This is a genomic window from Flagellimonas baculiformis, from assembly GCF_033441575.1.
Taxonomy (GTDB): Bacteria; Bacteroidota; Bacteroidia; order Flavobacteriales; family Flavobacteriaceae; genus Flagellimonas; species Flagellimonas baculiformis.
This window is the reverse complement of the sequence record NZ_JAUZVW010000006.1, coordinates 1-17,334: the sequence shown is the minus strand read 5'-3', so window position 1 is coordinate 17,334 and position 17,334 is coordinate 1. Positions and strand designations below refer to the sequence as shown.

Annotated in this window: 19 protein-coding genes; 6 read left to right on the top strand and 13 right to left on the bottom strand. The window is 44.9% G+C overall.

Going from position 1 to position 17,334, the window contains the following annotated elements; all coding sequences use genetic code 11:
• Positions 1-10: 10 nt before the first annotated feature.
• Complete coding sequence (locus SD450_RS10025; RefSeq protein ID WP_318344333.1) at positions 11-583, bottom strand: hypothetical protein; 573 nt, start codon at positions 581-583, stop codon at positions 11-13.
• A 32-nt stretch (positions 584-615) separates the two neighbouring features.
• Here SD450_RS10025 and SD450_RS10020 point away from each other — a divergent pair, with 32 nt between their 5' ends.
• On the top strand, positions 616-1,068 hold the full coding sequence (locus SD450_RS10020; RefSeq protein WP_318344332.1) for a heme-binding domain-containing protein: 453 nt from the start codon (positions 616-618) through the stop codon (positions 1,066-1,068).
• A gap of 292 nt (positions 1,069-1,360) precedes the next feature.
• Here the strand turns inward: SD450_RS10020 and SD450_RS10015 are convergent, their stop codons facing one another.
• The 4 genes from SD450_RS10015 to SD450_RS10000 form a co-directional block, all read right to left on the bottom strand.
• Positions 1,361-1,966 (bottom strand): hypothetical protein, encoded by a 606-nt coding sequence (locus SD450_RS10015; RefSeq protein ID WP_318344331.1) that lies wholly within the window; start codon positions 1,964-1,966, stop codon positions 1,361-1,363.
• Positions 1,950-3,257, bottom strand: a complete 1,308-nt coding sequence (locus SD450_RS10010) for a hypothetical protein (RefSeq protein ID WP_318344330.1) — start codon at positions 3,255-3,257, stop codon at positions 1,950-1,952. The genes SD450_RS10015 and SD450_RS10010 overlap by 17 nt, the downstream gene beginning before the upstream one ends.
• A gap of 300 nt (positions 3,258-3,557) precedes the next feature.
• Complete coding sequence (locus tag SD450_RS10005; protein WP_318344329.1) at positions 3,558-4,250, bottom strand: SIR2 family NAD-dependent protein deacylase; 693 nt, start codon at positions 4,248-4,250, stop codon at positions 3,558-3,560.
• Positions 4,251-4,419: 169 nt separating this feature from the next.
• Positions 4,420-4,977, bottom strand: a complete 558-nt coding sequence (locus SD450_RS10000) for a hypothetical protein (protein WP_318344328.1) — start codon at positions 4,975-4,977, stop codon at positions 4,420-4,422.
• 92 nt (positions 4,978-5,069) lie between these two features.
• Between SD450_RS10000 and SD450_RS09995 the strand changes: the two genes are divergently transcribed.
• From SD450_RS09995 to SD450_RS09985, 3 genes are read left to right on the top strand one after another with little or no spacing between them, the layout of a single operon-like run.
• On the top strand, positions 5,070-5,723 hold the full coding sequence (locus tag SD450_RS09995) for a TrmH family RNA methyltransferase (RefSeq protein WP_318344518.1): 654 nt from the start codon (positions 5,070-5,072) through the stop codon (positions 5,721-5,723).
• 45 nt (positions 5,724-5,768) lie between these two features.
• The gene (locus SD450_RS09990) at positions 5,769-6,293 is read left to right on the top strand and encodes an SRPBCC family protein (RefSeq protein ID WP_318344517.1); all 525 of its coding nucleotides are present in this window, start codon (positions 5,769-5,771) and stop codon (positions 6,291-6,293) included.
• Between the two features lie 5 nt (positions 6,294-6,298).
• Positions 6,299-6,679: a VOC family protein gene (locus tag SD450_RS09985; RefSeq protein ID WP_318344327.1), complete on the top strand. Its 381-nt coding sequence runs from the start codon at positions 6,299-6,301 to the stop codon at positions 6,677-6,679.
• A gap of 3 nt (positions 6,680-6,682) precedes the next feature.
• Here SD450_RS09985 and SD450_RS09980 read toward each other — a convergent pair whose 3' ends face one another.
• The 4 genes from SD450_RS09980 to SD450_RS09965 form a co-directional block, all read right to left on the bottom strand.
• Positions 6,683-8,365: an alpha-amylase family glycosyl hydrolase gene (locus SD450_RS09980; protein WP_318344326.1), complete on the bottom strand. Its 1,683-nt coding sequence runs from the start codon at positions 8,363-8,365 to the stop codon at positions 6,683-6,685.
• Positions 8,366-8,452: 87 nt separating this feature from the next.
• Complete coding sequence (locus tag SD450_RS09975) at positions 8,453-9,232, bottom strand: carboxypeptidase-like regulatory domain-containing protein (RefSeq protein ID WP_318344325.1); 780 nt, start codon at positions 9,230-9,232, stop codon at positions 8,453-8,455.
• Positions 9,233-9,307: 75 nt separating this feature from the next.
• Entirely contained in the window at positions 9,308-11,071 is a 1,764-nt protein-coding gene (locus SD450_RS09970; RefSeq protein WP_318344324.1) for a DEAD/DEAH box helicase, read from the bottom strand.
• 142 nt (positions 11,072-11,213) lie between these two features.
• Positions 11,214-11,795: a non-canonical purine NTP diphosphatase gene (locus SD450_RS09965; RefSeq protein ID WP_318344323.1), complete on the bottom strand. Its 582-nt coding sequence runs from the start codon at positions 11,793-11,795 to the stop codon at positions 11,214-11,216.
• 60 nt (positions 11,796-11,855) lie between these two features.
• On the opposite strand from SD450_RS09965, the gene SD450_RS09960 reads away from it, so the two are divergent.
• Together SD450_RS09960 and serA are read left to right on the top strand one after the other, a co-directional pair.
• Complete coding sequence (locus SD450_RS09960) at positions 11,856-12,308, top strand: methyltransferase family protein (RefSeq protein ID WP_318344322.1); 453 nt, start codon at positions 11,856-11,858, stop codon at positions 12,306-12,308.
• A gap of 458 nt (positions 12,309-12,766) precedes the next feature.
• A complete protein-coding gene (serA, locus tag SD450_RS09955) occupies positions 12,767-14,659 on the top strand; it encodes a phosphoglycerate dehydrogenase (RefSeq protein WP_318344516.1) in 1,893 nt (630 codons plus the stop codon).
• 69 nt (positions 14,660-14,728) lie between these two features.
• Here serA and SD450_RS09950 read toward each other — a convergent pair whose 3' ends face one another.
• From SD450_RS09950 to SD450_RS09935, 4 genes are all read right to left on the bottom strand, one after another.
• The gene (locus tag SD450_RS09950; protein ID WP_318344321.1) at positions 14,729-15,046 is read right to left on the bottom strand and encodes a type II toxin-antitoxin system RelE/ParE family toxin; all 318 of its coding nucleotides are present in this window, start codon (positions 15,044-15,046) and stop codon (positions 14,729-14,731) included.
• Positions 15,037-15,279 carry a hypothetical protein gene (locus SD450_RS09945; protein ID WP_318344320.1) on the bottom strand — a complete coding sequence of 81 codons (243 nt, stop codon included), beginning with the start codon at positions 15,277-15,279 and terminating at the stop codon, positions 15,037-15,039. Before SD450_RS09945 ends, SD450_RS09950 begins: the two co-directional genes overlap by 10 nt.
• A gap of 160 nt (positions 15,280-15,439) precedes the next feature.
• Positions 15,440-15,913 carry a 23S rRNA (pseudouridine(1915)-N(3))-methyltransferase RlmH gene (gene rlmH / locus SD450_RS09940; protein ID WP_318344319.1) on the bottom strand — a complete coding sequence of 158 codons (474 nt, stop codon included), beginning with the start codon at positions 15,911-15,913 and terminating at the stop codon, positions 15,440-15,442.
• A 498-nt stretch (positions 15,914-16,411) separates the two neighbouring features.
• Positions 16,412-17,334: BspA family leucine-rich repeat surface protein (locus SD450_RS09935; protein WP_318344318.1), on the bottom strand; the 923-nt coding region annotated here is incomplete at its 5' end.

Genomic DNA, 17,334 nt, shown 5'->3' with positions numbered 1-17,334 from the left:
CTCACAAAGTTTAATGGCCTAATTGGGCCAACTTATCCAGGGTTTTTTTGGCCCGGTTCCGATATCCCGGAGTTCCATCGGCATAGGTGTCCTGCAAAACCTGTTTCAGTTCTGGGTGCACCCAATCAAATTTTTGCCCTAGGTAGAAGAGGCTGGTCATGGAGAACACCTTTGGTGCGATGTTCATGGGCCTGATGAGCCAATCAAAGCAAACGGTCATGATCTGCTCCAATTGAGTGTCGGTAATATGTTGGGTAAAATCAGGATCCTTCTTTTTGAAATAGGCCATACAGACCATTTCGCATACATGGGCCATGGGGCGGATGCAGGATTCGGTCCTCAGTTCGCCCAACCGACCCGCAAAATCATCAAAGAAGGGCAACAGGTACTCCAACTTTTTTCGCATCAAGTGGTCAAAGGTCCAACTGGCATTGAACGTACCCTCCCTGTCTTCCACAAATATGGCCTCAAAAAGGACATTGGTGAGTTCGGGCTGCTTTTCAAGCTCTCCCACCAATTGGTCTATTTGGGGTTTGGACAACCTTACAGAGTTCAGTGTCAGTAGCAGTTCCTTTTCAGTCACAAAAAAACTATATTTATGAAAACCTTTTCGTGATGAAAATAGTGAAAAAAATAGCACTCGTCCTATTGGTGGTCTTGGTAGGCATGCAATTTTACAGACCTGAAAAAAATCAAGTCGAAGGCGATTATGTCGTTGCTTTTGAAGCGGAGACCCAACCCAGTGCAGAGGTGAAGGAAATTTTACGATCGGCATGCTACGATTGCCACAGTGACCATACGGAATATCCTTGGTACAACAATGTGGCGCCGATTTCCTATTGGTTGGCCGATCACATCAAAGAAGGAAAGGAACATCTGAATTTTTCCGATTGGGAGAACTATACGGCCAAAAAGAAGGACCACAAATTGGAAGAAGTGGTGGAAGAGGTGAAAAAAGGGAGCATGCCCTTAAAAGAATACACGTGGACCCATGGCGATGCCCGATTGACCCAAGAGCAGATCATCGCCTTGGTGACCTGGGCCGATGGTGCTAGGGCCAAATACTGAAAAGCTCATCCGTGATTCCGTCACCACCATTTTTTTAAAAAAAAGAGAGGCATAATACCTCTCTTTTCTTGATGGTGAACATCCCAAGGTCAGATAACTTTCTTGACCTTGAAAAACACCCCTATCAACAGTGTCAGTATCGCTACGGTATAAAGGATTAGTTGATATGAAAGGACGTAGTAGTTATCGCTTAGCGCAACGACAAAACTCCCAAAGGATGTCGAGAACAAATAGCCTATCAATAACATCAATACTGAGGCTACGATTAAGATGTTAATTGGATTTTTCATGTCTATTGGAATTTTGTGTAATACTGATTTAAAAACAAAGCGTTGAAGTAGGTGAAGTCATCTTTTACAATGTCTTGAAAACTAACGTCCCCAATCTTGGTATTGAGAATGTCCTCACCTAATTTGACACAACCTTTCATGCAATTGGAAACAATTTGGTCAACCTGTTCAATATACTCATCATAATCGACATCGACAAGGTTTTCCAATCTACTTATATCGTAGGTTCGGTATTTGCCACTATTGGAAATCACCAGTTCTAGGACATAAGTAGAATAATAGTTGCCCAATATGCTGATGTTCAGACATAAAATATGCCTGATATTGTCACCTGAATGTAAAAGTAATTGAAAATTGTAACATCTATCTTCCCACGAAAATAGTGTGTTGTCCTCAAAAGTCAGTCCCATTTCCTTGGACATCCTTTTGGATACACAATCAATGCCATTGTCTTCACTTAAGTATTTTTGCGACTTTATCTTTTGGGACAATCTCGAATACTCTTCACTTTGAAGGTACTCGTCCCGTTGTTCGAACGCATCGATTCCTTTGGGATAATAGTGGTAAACAATATTTTTCAAATCGTTCACATCAGTCGCAATTTCCATACCCAATAAAGCTTACTTTATAGTTTGTTGGGGTACTGACGTAGGTACTAGGGTTGGTCTGCGCCCTTCCCCCAGGAACAAATCTAGGATAATTATACGTTATTCTTTGCTTAAAGTAGGTCAATACCGTGTTCGGGTCAGCTTTTTTATTTGCATATTGTTTGGCTGTTTCCCTCATGGATTGGTTCAATGCTGCTGCCGATACTTCTGCCAGCGAACCACTTGACAAATCACCTCCAAGTGTCAAGTTCATCGGGGCAGTGAACCTAACCCCATTGGTAATCTTGATTTGATGCTGGTTGTGGATATATGGATATTGTGGGCTTATAAGGATAATGTTGAAATAGATTCCCTTTACGACAGCTTCTTGGTTGTTCGTGCCGTCTGGCTGAAAGTTGAAACTTTCACAACTTGGTGGGTTTTCATTGATGTCCTCATACTCAAAGAAGTATTCTGGGTCAAGTATTGTGGTGTTGATGTTGACAACTGAAGTAGTCGTGGTAGTCGTTCCGCTTCCTGAGCCACCGCCCCCTCCACCAGAACCAGAACCTGAGCCACCACCAGAGCCTCCACCCGTGCCACCATCATCTGTCATCTTATCGGTACAGTAGGCTACAATATGTACACTGTTAATCCAACATGTGTACACACAGCCAATGGTGTAGGAGACTTCGTAAGAGCAATCCGTGGAACTTGCCATAGTGTTTACATCGTAGTGGATTATCTCCCCATTCGCAAAGGTTGTACTAAGCTCAGCAAATCCATACTCATCATATATGGTAATATCACCACTATAATTGGAATAACTCCTATCATCCACATTGGAGGAACGCCATTGTTCACTTGGAGTATACCTCACAATATTGGTAATCAAGGAGCCATCTTTCATTTCTTGAACCACCAAATTGTCAAAATATTCTTCCCCATCATCTTTCCCTGTTTCGGCCCCTTTGCCACTTCCATCGACAAGTAAGGTATAGGATGTACCGTTATCGTAGTTTCCTATAATTGCCTTTTCGACCTTGATTGATGATATGCTTATGTCATCCTTTGATTTATTCGTTGTCTGACTTGCATTAGTCAGGGCCATGTCTACCGATTCACGGATTCTCGCAGGTACTTCATCCAATCCGACAGTCAAAAAGTTTTGATTGTACCGGATTAGGTCATTGATTTCTTCATTCTCGACAATGGAGATTTGCTCATTCGAAACTTGGTTGTCTTGGGAACACCCATAATAAAGAATGATGGGAACTAGAAGTAAATATTTCCAAAAAGAAATTTTTTTCATGTTAAAACTGATTTTAATAATTAATGGTTAATGGTTCTAAAATAGAAAAACCCAAAAACATTTGAAAGATATATCCTATTTTTTTGAGTGAAAATATATACGTATAATTAATGCATAATATATGTAAAAACATCTCTTACGTGTTGTATGTGTCAGTTTTTCAACTGATTATAGGTAGATAGTATTGTAGGCATACACACGGCCAGTCGGACGAAATTTTTCTTTCCCGTAGTTCAACTGGCCCATTTCCCATAATACATTGCAATGCGTCCTTTAAATATGGAGTTGGGCAAGTGTCATTTATTTTCCAAGTAATAGGTCAACAAGACCGGGAACACCCTCCACGGCCGTTTTTGGGATAATGGTCAGGTTGCCAAAATCCGATGCACGCACTGTTGGTTTGGGATCTATAAAATAAATGGGTGTATGGCCGTTTACATAATGGATCAGGCTGGCAGCAGGATAGACTTGCATGGAAGTCCCGATGACGATCAGCACATCGGCCTGTTGAGTGATTTCGGCTGCCGTTTCGAGCAAGGGCACCATTTCCCCGAACCAGACAATATGGGGTCGTAGTTGATGCCCATTGGGGTCTAGATCGCCCAGAACAAGGTCTTTCCTCCATTCCAGAATGTGATTTTCATCCTTGGTGCTCCGCACCTTGAACAGTTCACCGTGCAGGTGCACCACATGGGAACTTCCCGCCTGCTCGTGGAGGTTGTCCACATTTTGGGTCACAATGCTCACATCAAATCGGTTTTCCAATTGCGCGAGGGACAGGTGTCCTTGATTGGGGCTTACTTGGAGCAATTGTCGCCTCCGTTGGTTATAGAACTCCAGCACCAACTCGGGGTTGCGGGCAAAACCTTCGGGCGAGGCCACTTCCATGACATCGTGCCCTTCCCAAAGTCCATTGGCATCCCTAAAGGTTTTCAATCCGCTTTCGGCGCTCATTCCGGCTCCGGTAAGTACAACTATTTTTGGTTTGGGCATTTGTTATGGTTTCTGGTTTTGACACGAATTTCACAAATTTTCACAGGTTTGGCAATAGAAAATTGTCCCCTTGAGGGGACTTTAGGGGTGTTTGTTGTGGAAATGATGACAATGGGAATGAATAAGTGCCTATGAAGGCCACAAGTTTTTAGGCTAGTTAGCGGCCCTTCTATAATAAATTGAAAGTCAAAAAATACCTATACCCACCTTGATTGATCATTATCCAAGCCCCCAATTTATCGGTTTCCGGCTCAAATAATAATGCTCCCAAGGGGGCTTCGGGGTCTTCTTTTCTGAAATATGCAAAAACGTTTGAATCTCTGGTATACATTTTTCCACCATCTATACTTTTCTTGGCCTTACTTTCATCAAATGGCTTATAAATTTCGTGGTCTTTGTAGAAACGCATGGGTTTTGCGTCCAAGTTTTCCAGTCCTATACTGTCCACTGTTTTCCTAAAATAATAGAAGATGGTATCGAAAACAGCCAATCTATTTTCTTTGCGTTCTGCAACGGTATCATTTAGGACATTGTCAAAATAGATGTATCTCTTGAACAAAGTATCTTTGGAAATTTCATTTTTTTTCTTTTGATAGACATATGTGGCAAGTTCTGTGAGTTTTGTGTATTGTGCCAATTCATTTTCTGACCAGTTTTTTGGGCCTTCACTTTGTCCATGTCCTATGTTCCATACCAATAGAATTAGTCCAATCCCTATTTTTTTCATCACAGTTCAATTAAAAAAGTGTATTGTTCTCCAAGATACTAAATCCATTTTATGGAAAAATAACCTCTCCAAATTTCCCTATCTTGGGCGGCATGTTCAATCACGACCTGTTCACCTATTTGGAAAGCTACCTAACCGAAGAGCGAAAACAACGTTTTTTGGAAGTGTTGCAACTCCGTACGAAATTCATCACTGTGGCCATTGAGGATGTGTACCAGATGCACAACACCAGTGCCATTATCCGCAGTTGCGATGTGTTCGGCGTACAGGAAGTCCATGTGGTGGAAGATCGTTTTGCCAAACGGTTGGACAAGAATATTGCCATGGGTGCCGAAAAGTGGGTGGATGTGTACCGATATGGAAATACAGGGGATTGTATTGCGCAACTCAAGGAGAACGGCTATCAGATCGTTGCCACCACCCCGCACGACAACTCGACGCTGCTTCCCGATTTTTTTCCCGAAAGCAAATCGGCCATTTTTTTTGGAACGGAAAAGGCAGGGCTCAGTGACGAGGTGATGCAGCAGGCGGATGTCTTTCTGAAAATCCCGATGGTTGGTTTCTCGGAAAGTCTGAACGTATCCGTTTCGGCGGCCATCATCATACAGGATCTGGCCCAAAAAGTAAGACAGTCTGGATTGGATTGGCAATTGTCTGAGGATGAGATTCTTGAAAAACGAATGGATTGGACCAAAAAATCCATCAACCATGTGAAGGGAATCATCAAAAGATACCTTTCCGAGTAAAGTTTTTTTGTATTTTTAGTTGTTAACCAATCACTTAAGCAAATGATGACAGCAGTTTACATTATTCTCGGAATTGTTTTGTTGATCTTGATTTTGGCAACAATCGCACCCAAAACCTATAATGTTTCCCGGTCCATAGAGATAAGCAGGCCAAAGGAGGTGGTATTTGCACATCTCAAATCCTTGAAAAAGCAAAATGACTGGTCCCCTTGGGCCAAAAGGGATCCCAATATGCAACAAAAGTTCACGGGAACCGATGGCGAAGTTGGGGCTATCAACTACTGGAACGGCAACAAGCAAGTAGGGGAAGGGGAGCAGGAAATCACAAAGATCGTGGAAGGAGAACGGGTGGAATCCGAGCTACGGTTCCTAAAACCCTTCAAATCCACTTCGGATGCCTATTTGGTGACCGAAAGTATCGGCAATGACAGAACCAAGGTCATTTGGGGCTTTTCCGGTCAGAATAAATTTCCGATGAACATTATGATGCTGTTCATGAACATGGACAAAGCAGTGGGAAAGGATTTTGAGGAAGGACTTTCAAACTTAAAGGCAATTTTGGAAAAATAACGCGTATGGATTACAATATGGTGGGCTGGTTCGAAATCCCTGTGGAGGATATGGAACGGGCCAAAACATTTTATGAAGCCGTTTTTCAGGTAGAGATAAGCGTGCAGGATTTTGGGGGCACCAAAATGGGCTGGTTCCCCATGGACCAGGAAAAACCTGGCGCCGCGGGATCACTTATCCAAAATAAGGATTGGTACAAACCTAGCGGGAGCGAGGGAACACTGCTCTATTTTAATAGTATGGACGTGCAGAACGAACTCGACCGCATTGAGCGGAACGGAGGGAAGATTATGCAACCCAAGACCCAAATCAGCAAGGAAATAGGTTTTATGGCCGTGTTTTTGGATACTGAGGGCAATCGGATAGCCTTGCATTCAAGGCAGTAAGGCCTATTCCACCAATTCCAAAAGGGCAATGTCAAAGTCATTCTCCAAAATCACCTTACCATTGTTGACAATGACTTCTGTTTCTGAATAGGTATCGTACAGTTTGGTGCCGTCCCCAAAAAAACCTTTCACCCAAAGGGATTTTTTGCCCTTGGGCAAATCCAGCCCTACGACCACTTTGTCCCTGAAATCGCCATCCACATAGGTCCTGGAGAACACATAGGGGGATATCCCCAGTCTTTTGTGCTTGCCGGCCCCTATTGCCGGATGGTTCCTTCGGAACTGCCCCAGTTTTTGCCAGTGTTTATGGATCTGTTGCACCTGGGGGAGGCTGTCCAGTTCTTCCCAGTTCATAAAGGAACGCAAAGTGGCATCGCCCTCGGCACCTTCAATGGTGAGGCTACGGGAGGTTTCGTCCCCATAGTACACTTGGGAGGCGCCAGGGGTCAAAAGTAGCACGTTGGCGGCACGAATGGCCTTTTTCCGTTCCTTGTCGTATGGTGCTCCATCGTCATGTGAGGTCAGGTAATTGAGCACGCTTTTGTCCTTCAATTTGGTATTGAGGATGTTGCTATATTTCTTAAAGATGGACTCGTAGTCGTTATCGGCATCGGTCTTCAGCTCAAAATTGATCAGACTTTTGAAGCCATAATCAAAAAAGTCCACCTTCTTGTCGCCAAAATCAAATTGGCGTCCACCCGAAATACCATAATTATAGACCTCGCCCACCATATAGAACGGATTGTCGTCCAACACTTTGCTCTCGTGTTTCTTTTTCCACATTTCGAAAGCGATATTGGCTTCCTTGTGCAGTTCGCCCCAAACATCTTCGTTCACATGCTTGACGGTGTCCACACGGAATCCATCCACGCCGAACTCGTTGATGTAATCGGTCAACCATTTGATGATGTAGTAGCGCGGAGCCCTAGGGTAGCCTGTGCGTTCAAAGAAAAGTTGCAGTTCATCCAATTCCTTGCTCAAACGGCCCTCTTCCTTCCATTTGGCCAAAAGCGCATCTGGGAGCTCCACAGCCTCGTTGGATTCGGTAAGGATATCCGGCAAGTTTTCCACTAGGGTACATGCCGTGGTATTTTCGTAGGTGGTGAACTCGCATTTGGGTCCGGTCCTTACCCAATCGTCCGGCCATACGGGGTCTTGTTCGGTAACGGGTCCGGTATGGTTCAGCACCACATCCAGCAGGATTCGGATGCCCTTTTTATGGGCGGCCTTCACCAGGTTGCCCAAATCTTGCTTGGTGCCAAAGTTCGGGTCTATGGCGGTCCAGTCCTTGGCCCAATAGCCATGGTAACCGTATGTTTTTCCAGTGCCTTCGTCCGTGGCCCCGTGGATCTGTTCCACAACGGGAGTGAACCAAATGGCGTTGATGCCCAGATCGGTGAAATAACCTTCTTCTATTTTTTGGGTGATGCCCTGCAGGTCACCGCCCATAAATCCCCTGAGCATGCCCGTCTCTTCCGTGCGGTCAAAATTGATGTCGTTTTCGGGATTTCCGTTGTTGAAACGGTCCGTCAGCAGAAAATAGACATTGGCGGCTTCCCAGACAAAAGGGACCTCTTTTTTGGGCGCCTCCTGTTGGACTACTTGTATTTTTTCAGGTTGTTTTTTAACCTCTTTACAGCCGATGAACAAGGGAATGGTGTACATGACGACAAGTAGCTTTTTCATGTATTGGGATTTTGTCTAAAGCTATAAAATGAATGTGGAAATATAAAATTTATTTATAGCCGGGCCCAAACCTGAAAAAGAACGCTTTTATTGTTTTCTGTTCAGTACTTTATATTCTTCGTAGCAACTGGAGATGGCATCCAAGATCTGGAGATCGTTGGCCGTGCTGATGAAAGATTTGGAATAATTGCAGTTGTTGAGGATATCCTCGATGTCCACTTTTTCCAATTGGAGGAGTTCAGTAAGGGTCTCCCGGTCAAATTTTGAGGCGAGCAGGTCCCTGATGTTGTCATCTTCCTTGATCTGGCGCAATTTGCGCATCTGTCGGGGCTGTTTGCCAAAAAGGTTACGCAGTAGGTCGGCGGGGTTCAAGATGGCCCCAAGGACCTTGGTCACCGCACTGGGGCTTTTGCTGCCTGCCTCATAACTGGTGTTGAGGCCCGAGATGCTGTACTGTGGCGCATTGTTGATGGGAAGGTTCTTCACATCGATTTCCAAATAGCCCGTGAGTTGATAGGGCCTTACGATGACCTCTTCCAGCGCGTATGCGAGTTCGGTCAGGGCTATTTTGGTGTCCCCGAATTTGAACATGTCGTTTGTGACCCTTACTTTTTGCGTCTTAAAACCCAAATAGGAGAGGTAAAGGGTATCATTCACCGCGGCCGGAATGGTAAACTTTCCGTTTTGGTTGGTGATGGTCCCTTTTACCTGGTTCAGGTTGATGACGTGCACACTTTCCAAAGGCATATCGCTCTGCGCATTGATGACCGTGGCGGTGAGTTCACCGACCTCTTGGTTTTCCATTTCATCTTGGGCAAAGCCATGAAGGGAAACAAGGGCGAAAAGTGTAAGTAATATTCTTCTCATGCAATTTTAGTAGGTATAAAAGTACTAAACAAAGAAAAAACTACAGTACCCCAGTAGCATTTAATATAGAATTAACTAATAGAAGCCAGTCCTTTTTTTGCCACCTTTTTTACTGAATCCGCCTTTTTTACCGCCTTTGAAGGATCGGTTGTCCCCACCTTTGCGATGGCCACGTTTCCTGTCACGCTTTTTGCCGCCTTTACCACCACCAGACCCCCCAGGGTTTTTGGAAACTTCCACGTTGATGAAGCGCCCATCCACCTTGAAGTCGGTGAAAGTCTGCAAAATGAAATCGGTCAATTGCGCATCGGAATTGAAAAAGGAGAAACTGTCCTTGGTATCCACGTTGAAAATGTCCTCTTTTTCAAGGTTCAATGTGTCCCGTAGGAAATCTTTCAGCGACATCCAGTCATAGCCGTCACGTTCACCAATGTTGATGAAGTAGCGCACGGAACCCTCTGATGGAATATCCCCACCTCTGTCCTCGCTACTGCCACGTTCACCCCTGTCGGAGTCGGAAGTGTTAAGGTCTTTGGTCTTGCTGTAGTAGTTGTAGAATTGGGTAAACTCTACCGAAACGATTTTTTTGATGAGCTCATCGCGGTCAATGCCTTCCAACACATCGTTGATGGCGGGAAGATAACTGTCGATTTCCTTGTTGACCTTGGTTTCCTTGATCTTGTTGGCCAAGTGGTACAACTGGATTTCACAGATTTCTATGCCCGAAGGAATTTTTTTGGCGATAAAGTCCTGCTTGATCTTACCTTCTATGGATTTGATCTTGCGGAGTTCCGAACGGGTAACGATGACCATGGAAATCCCTGACTTCCCGGCTCTACCGGTACGACCGCTACGGTGGGTGTACGTCTCTATTTCATCGGGCAATTGGTAATTGATCACGTGGGTCACATCGTCCACATCGATGCCTCGGGCCGCTACATCGGTGGCCACCAACATCTGCACTTGCTTTTTTCTGAAAGCATTCATGACCATGTCCCGTTGGTTCTGGCTCAGGTCGCCATGAAGCGCACCTGCGTTGTAACCATCCTCGATCAATTTTTCCGCTACGCGTTGGGTGTCCCGTTTGGTCCTACAAAAGACCACGGAGAAGATGCCTGGATTGGCATCGGCAAGGCGTTTCAGTGCCGAATATCGGTCACGGCCACCCACCACATAATATTCGTGCTGTACAGTGGCGGCTCCTGCATTTTTGGTGCCCACCGTGATTTCAACGGGCTGATGCATGAACTTTTTGGCAATGGAGGCCACTTCTTTGGGCATGGTAGCGGAAAACAACCATGTCAATTTTTCTTGGGGCGTATTGGAGAGGATGTCCTTGATGTCCTCATAAAAGCCCATGTTCAGCATTTCATCGGCTTCATCCAGAACGCAGTAATCGATTTTTGAAATATCGACCATGCCACGTCCGATCATGTCCTTCATACGGCCTGGGGTGGCGACTACAATCTGCGCGCCACGCTTTATTTGCTTGGCCTGCTCCGTGATGCTGGCGCCACCATAGATGGCCACGGTATTCAGTCCTTTTATGTATTTTGAATACAGTTTCAGTTCGTTGGTGATCTGCAAACAGAGTTCACGGGTAGGGGAAAGGATAAGTCCCTGTGTGGTCCTGCTCTCTGCATGGATCTTTTGGATCATGGGAAAACCAAAAGCAGCGGTCTTTCCTGTTCCTGTTTGTGCCAAGGCCACCAAATCGGTGTCCTGTGCCAATAAAACGGGGATTGATTTTTCCTGTACTTCGGAGGGGGATTCAAATCCAAGATCGGAAATAGCATCCAATAGGGGTTGATCTAACCCCAAGGCTTCAAATTTTGTCATAGTGGTATATACCTTAAAATCGCAAATATGTTGTGTTGCACCGAGCGATTTTTCTATAACCCTTTAAGCCCATCGCAACACCTTGCCCATACCGGCGGCGTTATTAAAGCGGCAAAGGTACATTAAATTTGGTCAGCTGTAGCTATGTGGCACTTTTTTTTAAAAATTCGACCAATTTCTGAATGGCCCTGCCCCTGTGGCTGATTTCGTTTTTGGTGGCTGAGGACAGTTCCCCAAAGGTTTTTTCGTATCCATTCGGCCTAAAAATGGGATCGTACCCAAAACCTCCGCTCCCTTGCTGGCTTTCGGTGATGGAACCTTCGACAATGCCTTCAAAAACAAAACTTTCCCCGTTGAGGTTCAGGTGTATAACGGTTTTGAAATGGGCGGAACGGTTGTCCTTTCCTTCCAACTTGGTCAATAACTTGGCCATGTTGTCCCCTGCATTTTTTTGCTCCCCGGCATATCTTGCCGAATACACGCCTGGTTCACCGTTGAGACTGTCCACCAATAGACCAGTATCGTCCGAAAAGCAGTCCAAACCATAGGTTTGGGTCACAAAATCGGCCTTGATCTTTGCATTTTCCTTCAAAGTCAACCCCGTTTCAGGGATTTCATCAAAGCAACCAATGTCCTTTAGCGATAAAAGTTCGAAGGATTCCGGTAAAAGTTGTTGGACTTCGTGCAGTTTATGGTCGTTGTGGGTGGCAAAAACAAGTTTCAAAACGTGGAGAGGTTCTATGTGAAGATCAAAAGTAGTAATTTCGAAACTTAAACACGTCGCATGAAATTGAAATTGCCACCGGCTTTGGTAATGTTGCTATTCGGGGGATTGATGCATGTTCTGGCTCAATTCCTGCCCGTTGGGGACTTTGATTTTTTTGGCAGGAGGGAGCTGGCTCTCTTCTTGGCGGGCTTGGGATTTTTGGTGATTTTCATTTCGGTGATACAGTTTTTAAAAGCCAAGACCACCACGGACCCATTGAGTCCCGGAAAGACCACCAAATTGATCACTTCCGGTATCTACAACTACACCCGAAACCCCATGTATCTGGGAATGTTGCTTTTTCTTTTGGCCTTTGGACTGAAATTGGGGAACGCCTTCAACACGCTTTTGGCCGCGGGTTTTGTGTCCTACATGAACCGTTTCCAGATCAAGGGGGAAGAAGAAGCATTGGCAAAAATGTTCGGTAAGGAATACAATATGTACTGCAAACTAACCAGACGGTGGTTTTGAGGTCTGAAGTGTCACGTTGAGCGTAGTCGAAACGTTGAAAGCATTTCGTGCCTATTCGTGAAATTCGTGTCGAAATAGACGAAAGAACATAGAGAAAAGACGAAAGACGTCCATCTCTGTCATTCTGAAAACATGGAGTGTTTGAAGAATCTGTAACCCAGAAAAGGATTCTTCGCTTCGCTCTGAATGACAAAGTATGTTTCAAATTTCTGACTTTCAATCACATATTGGAATTTGGAATTTCAGATTTGAAATCTTGTGCTTGAAACTTGCGTTTTGAACTTGAACTTCCACTTGATTTTGGGCCTAATTGCAAAAAGATGAATTTTGGGTGCCATTTGAAACAAAATGTAAGGGTTTTTTGATTTATCGACAATTCTGTAAGGTTTTTGGGCGGTCCAGATTTCAGGGATGGAATTAATCCTTAATTTTACGCCTTAATTTTTTTGATGGAATCCATGGTGCAAACGGGACGCAAATATGTTTTCGATTTTGACAGCACCCTCACAAGGGTGGAAGCGTTGGATGTTCTGGCGGAAATGACCCTTCAGGGAAACCCGAAAAGGGACGAAATCGTAAGAGAAATTCAAAGGATCACCAATTTGGGGATAGACGGTGACATTTCCTTCACCGAATCTTTGGAAAGGAGGATACGTCTGCTCAACGCGAACAAGAGCAATCTTCAGGACCTTGTTGCCGAACTTCGCCAAAAGATATCCAAATCCATTGCGGCCAATAAGGATTTTTTTCACGAATTTTCAGAAGATATCTATGTGATTTCCTGCGGATTCAAGGAATTCATAGATCCCATAGTCGAAGAATACAAGATTCCTTCGGACAGGGTGTATGCCAATACCTTCAAGTTTGATGAAGAAGGAAATATTGTTGGGTTTGATGAGACCAATGTGCTCGCTTCCCATAACGGAAAGATAGAATGTTTGAAAAACCTGGGTCTGGAAGGCGAGGTTCAGGTGATTGGGGACGGTTATAGCGATTATGTGATGCGCGAGGCCGGAATAGCCCATAAGTTTTTTGCCTACACTGAAAACGTGCACCGTGAAAAAGCGGCCAACAATGCCGATCATGTGGCACCTAACCTAGATGAATTTTTATTTGTGAACGATTTACCAAGAAACCTGTCCTATCCCAAGAACCGAATCAAGATCCTTTTGCTGGAAAATGTGCACACAGCAGCCTTTGAGAACCTATCCGAAGATGGGTTTTCCGTGGAACTGGTAAAGCACAGTCTCTCCGAGGACGAACTTGTGGAACGCATCAAAGGGGTGCATGTACTCGGTATCCGTTCCAAGACACAGGTTACCCAAAGGGTATTGGATGCTGCCAATAAACTGTTGGTGGTGGGCGCTTTCTGTATCGGGACCACACAAATCGATTTGGAATACAGCAAAAAGAAAGGGGTAGTGGTCTTCAATGCACCTTATAGCAATACAAGGTCTGTGGTGGAACTGGCCGTTGGTCAGATCATTATGCTCATGCGCAGCATCTTCCCGCGCAGTACCGAGATCCATAAAGGGGAGTGGAACAAAACCGCTTCCAATTCCAGGGAAGTCCGGGGCAAGAACCTAGGGATTGTTGGCTATGGCAACATCGGAAAGCAAATGTCCGTATTGGCAGAGGCCATCGGTATGCATGTGTACTACTACGATGTGAACGATCAATTGGCCCTGGGAAATGCCGTAAAATGCAACACCTTGGAAGACCTATTGTCCGTGTCCGATGTGGTCACGCTCCATGTGGATGACAATAAGGCCAACAAGAACTTTATAGGCGAACGCGAGATCAACCAAATGAAGGATGGTGCCATGCTCATTAACCTCTCCAGGGGCTTTGTGGTGGATATCGATGCACTGGCATCAGCGTTGAAGAGCGGAAAATTGGGTGGTGCAGCGGTGGATGTATATCCTTCCGAGCCAAGTGCCAATGGCGCTTTCGAAACGCCTTTGCAAGGCCTGTCCAATGTGATCCTCACGCCACACATTGGTGGTAGCACCGAGGAGGCACAGCGGGACATTGCCGATTTTGTACCCAGCAAGATCATGGACTATATCAACTCAGGGAACACGGTGGATGCCGTGAATTTCCCCAATATCAGGTTGCCCAAACAAAACAAGGCGCACCGTTTTCTGCACATTCACAAAAACGTGCCGGGCATCATGGCGAAGATCAACGAAGTGTTGGCCAAGTACGGACTCAACATCACCGGACAATATTTGTCCACAGATCCCGAAGTGGGTTATGTGATCACCGACCTGGACAGGGAGTATGACAAAGATGTGGTGAAGGAACTGAAGAACGTGGAAAACACGATCAAGTTCAGGGTACTTTATTAATAGACGCAGGACCGTTGCGCTTTAGGAGAAAAGAAAAAAGATACTTGTTGTTGCCAACTGGTTTTGGCTTTATTTTTTCCGTTCAATTTTTATCGGATTCTGTCGAGTGTCAAAAACGTCAATTATTTCAATTTGTTTTTCTTTCTCGTTTATCCAATAAATGATTTTATAGTTTTTAAAGACTAAATATCTGAATTCTTGTTTTCTGCTTTTCAAGAGTTCCTCGACTTGCCCTATTTTCGGTTGTTTTTTAATTTTAAGGGCTTCATTGTATATTCCGTCAATGAGTTTTTTAGCAATCCGGATTCCTGCTTTTTCCCGATAGTATTGAAAAATCTTTTGAAGTTCTCTTTGAGAAAAGTCAGTCCAATATAATTTTAATCCCATTGGTCAATCTTGGCTTTTAATTCATTCGTTTCTATTAATCGACCATTAACGGAGTCATCCATTGATTGGTCAATCCGAGAATTAAATTCCTTGATTGTCATTGGTTCAAACACTCGCTCCTCAGCAGCATTTCGCTCTTTTTTCAATATTTTTTCCAAACGGGAAATGGCTTCTTCACTTTGAAGTTTTAGAAATTCTTGTACAAATTCTATTTTTCGAGCTTCTAAGTTCATTGTATTCAGCTTTTTATCAAAGGTACTAAATTATCAATATACCCATCTATTTTAATGGAATCGGCATGGTACTTTATTGATAGACACAGAACCGCTTCGCTTTAAGAAACAGAAACAAGGACAATTGGTCTTGTCTCTTGATTCTTGTCTCTTTTCCACATTATTGGTGATGATACGGTTCGTTCCGTAGTATGGTGAACCCCCTGTACAATTGCTCCACCAAGAACAAGCGGACCATTTGGTGCGAAAAGGTCATTTTGGACAGACTGATTTTTCCATTACATTTTGCATACACCGCATCACTGAAACCATAAGGACCCCCAATGGCCAAGACCAAGTTTTTGAGGCCGCTGTTCATTTTCTTTTGAAGGAATTGGGCAAAATCCAAAGAAGTATATTGTTTCCCATTTTCATCCAACAGCACGAGGGTGTCGGTGGGCTGTAGCTGCGCCAAAATGAGTTCCCCTTCCTTTTCCTTTTGTTGGGTCTCCGAAAGGTTTTTACTGTTCTTGATGTCGGGCAGTACCACAAACTCGAACTTGATGTAATGTTTCAGCCGTTTTTCATAAAGGGCTATCAGTTGCTCCAGTTCAGACCTGTCTGTTTTTCCTATGGCTATCAATGTAATCTGCATGATCCAAAAGTAGCTCTTTATAGGGAAACAAAGTGGTTGGGGTGAAAAGTTCAAGTGCAGGTTTCAAGTGCAAGGGAAAATGGAATTGCGGGTTTTGGGTTTCAGGTTACGGATGTTTCAGAACGCAGTATGTAATTTTCAGTGATTTTTGTCATTCTGAGCGAAGCGAAGAATCTTTTTTCGTTGAGATTCTTCAAACACTATGTATTTTCAGAATGACAGGCATTCCGAATAACTCAGTAACTGAACCACCTAATAGATAAGCCATCCAGAACAACTGTCCCCTTGAGGGGACCATAGGGGTGTTTTTCAGGTGACACGAATTGCACAAATGTTCACGAACCAATGTTTGGACTTCGGACACCATTCGCCAAACTCCAAAAGAACAAATCCCCCCACCAATTGTTCATTCCCTTTGAGGGAGGTCAGTAGGGGCCAAACAAAAAACCACCGAAAGACCCAAGGGCCTCCCGGTGGTTCATAGGTTTGATGCTATACTCAATCACATACTTCCGAACTGCCAAAGGTGATGGTCCAGTTGTTGGGTGCACCGCTGAGGGCCGCGTAGGCAGCGAAGCCGCCGCCGTTCTCGCAGATGTTCACCCCTTCCGCGTTAAGCTCCACATTGGGCTGGACCTCCAAGTTGGCCCACCCGATCAGGGTATTGGAGAAGTTAAGGGCGGACATGCCGCTGTTGTCCAACATGGCGTACATGGCCTGTACATTGGAAATGTCCCAGTTCCCTAGGTTTTGGTCAAATGCCATGGCTCCATTAAACATGGCCTCCATATCGGTCACTTTGGAGGTGTTCCATCCGCTGATGTCACTGTTAAATTCAGTGGCCCCAAAGAACATATATGACATATCCGTCACGTTGGAAGTGTCCCATCCACTGATGTCCCCGTTGAAGGAGGTAGCTCCTAAGAACATCCCGGTCATATTGGTCACCTGGGAGAGGTCCGGGGTGTCCGTGGTGTTAAGGACCATATTTGAACAATAAGCGAAGGTGCCCTGCATACTCTCCCACTGGATGCTGCCCCATTGCTCCACGGAGAGCAGCTTGTCAAGGTTGGAATCTCCTTCAAAGATACCGAAGACGAGCCGTGGCAATTGCCCCTTGATGGCCACGGTATGGGTACCTGCACTGGTATAGGCGTGGGAGATTTCACCGGCCGTGGTGATCTGCTCCACGGTGCCGTCCCCCCAATCGATGGTAAAATCATAGGTATAATTGCCAGATAAGTAAAGAAAGATTTCCTCATTGGCAGCGGTGGTCTTCCAGGTGGTGACAAAGGAGGCGGGGTCCTCCGCAAGACCTTCGACCACGTTGGTGACCTTTATGGTCACGGTGGCGGTGGCGCTCTTGTCGCCGTCCCTGGCCTCCACGGTGATGCTGTGTTCGGTCTTGGCCTCGAAGTCCA